This window comes from Holdemanella sp. DFI.5.55, assembly GCF_020593575.1.
In the GTDB taxonomy this organism is placed as follows: Bacteria; Bacillota_I; Bacilli_A; order Erysipelotrichales; family Erysipelotrichaceae; genus Holdemanella; species Holdemanella hominis.
The window spans coordinates 1-3,624 of sequence record NZ_JAJDMK010000121.1 but is presented as its reverse complement, the minus strand read 5'-3'; the positions used below and the strand labels follow the sequence as shown (position 1 = coordinate 3,624).

Genomic DNA, 3,624 nt, shown 5'->3' with positions numbered 1-3,624 from the left:
TGTTATACACAATTTTGTAAAAGGTTGATTTCAAATCTGATATAATGATGTAAAGTAGGTGTTATAAATGATAAAGCAGTATAAATTCGCAATTTGTGATGATGATATTCAATTTTGCAATAAGATTAAATCATATATTATTGAATATTATGGAGAAAACAAGGTGGAAATATCTATTTTTAATTCCGGAGAGGATTTTATTAAATCAAAAGTTAAATATGACTGTATTTTTTTAGATATTGAAATGATCAACTTGAATGGTATAGAGATTGCGACTATGATTCGTAACTACGACTTAGACACATATATAATAATAGTTTCTGGATTTCCTAAATATAAAAATGTAGCCTATAGATTGCATGTATTTGATTATCTTGATAAACCACTGGATAAAACAATGTTATTTAAAACTTTAGATGATATGACTATACTATTACAAAATAGTCAGATAGATATCTATGAATATTTTCAAACAAACCATGGTTTAGTAAAATTAAAGGTAAATGATATCATGTATTTTGAATATAGTGAACGTAAAATAAATCTGTACACAAATAACGATAGTATCTATCAATTTTATGATACCATCTATAAATTGGAAGAAAGATTTAAACAGTACCATTTTATTAGTCCACATAAAGCTTTTTTAGTCAATATAGACTATATTCAAAACATCCATTTGAACGATTTAATTTTAGAAAAAGATATTATTATACCCATTTCTAAATTGAAAAAGAAACAAATCAAAGACGCATATTTAAATGCGATATCAAAAGAAATGGATCAATAGATTTATGATATATCAAAAATTTTTTGTTGATATACTGCTACTGTTTAATGGAATGATTTTGAATTATCTATATTTTCATTTCTATGATTCTCGATACATTTTGCGATTGTCTCAGTTTCAGAAAATGTTGACAGTTTGTTTACTCGCCTTGATGTTTGTTTTTGTTTATTCTGATTTTGGATACTGCAGTTATATCTTTACAAGTTTGCTTGGCTTTTTATTTATTCGTATTTTCTATCATTTTGAAGAAAAAAGCGAATATATTACTCAAGTCGTATTTTTCTTTATACTTATGTTTTCTGATTTATTTGCATCAATATTCACCAATCTTATTATTCGCTTTTTTGATATGCAAAGAAATTCTGTATTAGAATTGAGTTATTTTTCTATTTTGTTAACTACATTAATTATTATTATTTTGTATAGTTTTTTAAACGCAAAGTTGATTGGAATTTCCTATAAAAATCTTGCCAAAAAAGAATTGATTATTTACGTAGGTTCATTAGTCTTTTCTTGGCTTTTATGTCTTATTTTAATATCCTTTTTATTATATTTTAAAGATTTGTTATTTCAATTCTTTGTGTGTTTTGTCATTTTATTTATTTTACTTTTGGATTTATTTTTGGTCTATAGTGCACAAACAAAAGTAAATAATAATCTTTTAGAAAAAGAAATGAGAATTGTGAATCAAAAATCTGATCTATTGATGAAATATTATGAAAATGTTAAAAATCAAGATCAAGAAAATAGTATTTTTCGTCATGATTTAAAAAATCATTTATCTGTAATTAAAGATAATTTGCCAGAATGCATGAGTGTATATGTGAATGATATTATGTCTCATATTGATAAAGATAATATACGGTTTTATTCAGATAATAAAATCTTAGAAGCTTTAATAAACGATAAGCTTGATCAAGCAAAGAGAAATGGCATTGAATTGAGCGTGAAATGTGATGACACAAATATAGGAATTCTTTCTGATTATGACTTAGTTACTATACTATCTAATCTTATTGATAATTCTATTGATGCAGTGAATACTAATATTTCTGAAGAAAGGCAAATAATTCTTCGAATAAAAGAAGTTAAAAATAATCTTGTGATAAAAATCAAAAACGCCTTTAATAATGAAATTATATACAATAAAGAAGAACTTATGTCTACTAAGGAAGGTCATAGCGGCTTAGGAATTAAAAGTGTGAAATCTGTGGTAAGTAAATATCAAGGAGAAATAAGAATGGACATAACTGATAATATGTTTTCTGTGTTAATAATTATTCCATTTCATCCATAAAATACGCCACTTTATACAAGGATTAAACAGTCCTTGTTTTTTTGTGTTAATTTATAGATAGGAAAAAGAGGTGATGTTAAATGGAAATTACTTTAGACATTGGTTATCCTGCAAATTTACTTTATTCAGACGTTTCGATTAGTGTGCCTGATCATGGGATAATATCTTTTGTCGGAGATAATGGTTGTGGAAAATCTACGTTACTTAAAACACTAGCTGGAATAATTAATCCAATGAGAGGTGTTGTTCCAAGTGAATTACTAAATATGAACTTTATGGTCTCAAATTACATTTCAATACCTGAAGAAGTAAAAGTAAAAGACATAATGTTATTACTTGGAAATGAAAATTGTAATTATGTTAAGAATAAATACGGTAATATTTATCAGTTTGTAGAGAAACTTGAAAGACAAACTGTAAAGAAACTTAGTAGTGGAGAAAAGAAAGTAGTTGAAATTTTTTCAAGCTTGGCACTACATAAAAAATATTTATTGTTAGATGAAGCTTCTAATGCTTTAGATATTACAAATAAACAATTTTTATTGGATGCTTTAATCTCTGTTTCGCAAAAAGATATCGTTGTTTTTTATGTCTCGCATAATCTTAATGAAATAATTAAATTAAATGGGGAAGTTTATTGTTTTATACCAAAATTCAAAACCATAAGAAAAATTCAAAATGAAGAATTAATCGATAATAGGTTTAAAGATTTAATTACGTTTGGAGCTGATTCTTATGAGTAGATTATTTAAATTTGAGATAAAAAGAATGAAGTATAAAAAAATTCATATCATTTTACCATTAATTATTATTTCAATTGGTTTGGTTGGTATTATTACAGGAAATGCGTTTAATGAAAATTTAACGAGCAAGGTAAAAATGTTAAATATATTCCAAGCTTACACTCAATTTAGTTTTATTTTCTTAGGCTTTGTCTATATTTATTTATTTACAGAGGATTCTATAAAAGGAACGGATAAGTATATTTCACAATTAGGATATTCATTGGCTGTACAGATTTTGTTTAAATCGCTAATTTTATATGCATATACATTAATAATTACGACAGCGTTTATTATCGGATATGCAATTTCTATTAATTTTACAGATTTAGATTATTTACTACTGATAGTGTGTTCAATTGCAGCAGCATTATTGTTTACGATAACGTTCGCATGCTTAATGAGCATAATCTTCAAAAAGGCTTTAGATGCAACAGCTTTTCAATTAGTGTTTTTTATTATATTTGACGTGTTAAATATTTTTACATTTGGATTAACAAATCCATGTGATGCCAATAGTTTGGCAACAGTAACTGTTAGATATATTTCTGGAATTCCAATAGCACACAAGTCTTTAGAAAGTATCAAACTGGACTTTGAAACATTTAAATGGGTTTATACTGTAACTCCGTCAATCGTTTATTCTATCATAATTATTATTATAATTTTAGTACTTTTGTGTGGTAAGAGAGTTGGAGGTATATATGTCACAAAACATAAAGATTAAAGGAAAAAATCCTTATGATGTTCTTGCG

At 25.7% G+C, this 3,624-nt stretch carries 4 protein-coding genes; all 4 read left to right on the top strand.

All coding sequences use genetic code 11. From position 1 onward, the window contains the following. Positions 1–67 precede the first annotated feature (67 nt). The 4 genes from LJE08_RS13050 to LJE08_RS13035 all read left to right on the top strand — a co-directional run bounded on the left by LJE08_RS13050 (position 68) and on the right by LJE08_RS13035 (position 3,596). Entirely contained in the window at positions 68–790 is a 723-nt protein-coding gene (locus tag LJE08_RS13050) for a LytTR family DNA-binding domain-containing protein (RefSeq protein ID WP_118325320.1), read from the top strand. Between the two features lie 4 nt (positions 791–794). Continuing rightward, positions 795–2,087, top strand: a complete 1,293-nt coding sequence (locus tag LJE08_RS13045; protein WP_227403447.1) for a sensor histidine kinase — start codon at positions 795–797, stop codon at positions 2,085–2,087. Between the two features lie 80 nt (positions 2,088–2,167). After that, positions 2,168–2,830 carry an ABC transporter ATP-binding protein gene (locus LJE08_RS13040; protein ID WP_227403446.1) on the top strand — a complete coding sequence of 221 codons (663 nt, stop codon included), beginning with the start codon at positions 2,168–2,170 and terminating at the stop codon, positions 2,828–2,830. Beyond that, positions 2,823–3,596, top strand: coding sequence for a hypothetical protein (locus LJE08_RS13035; protein WP_227403445.1), 774 nt, complete (start codon positions 2,823–2,825; stop codon positions 3,594–3,596). The genes LJE08_RS13040 and LJE08_RS13035 overlap by 8 nt, the downstream gene beginning before the upstream one ends. Positions 3,597–3,624: the final 28 nt, after the last annotated feature.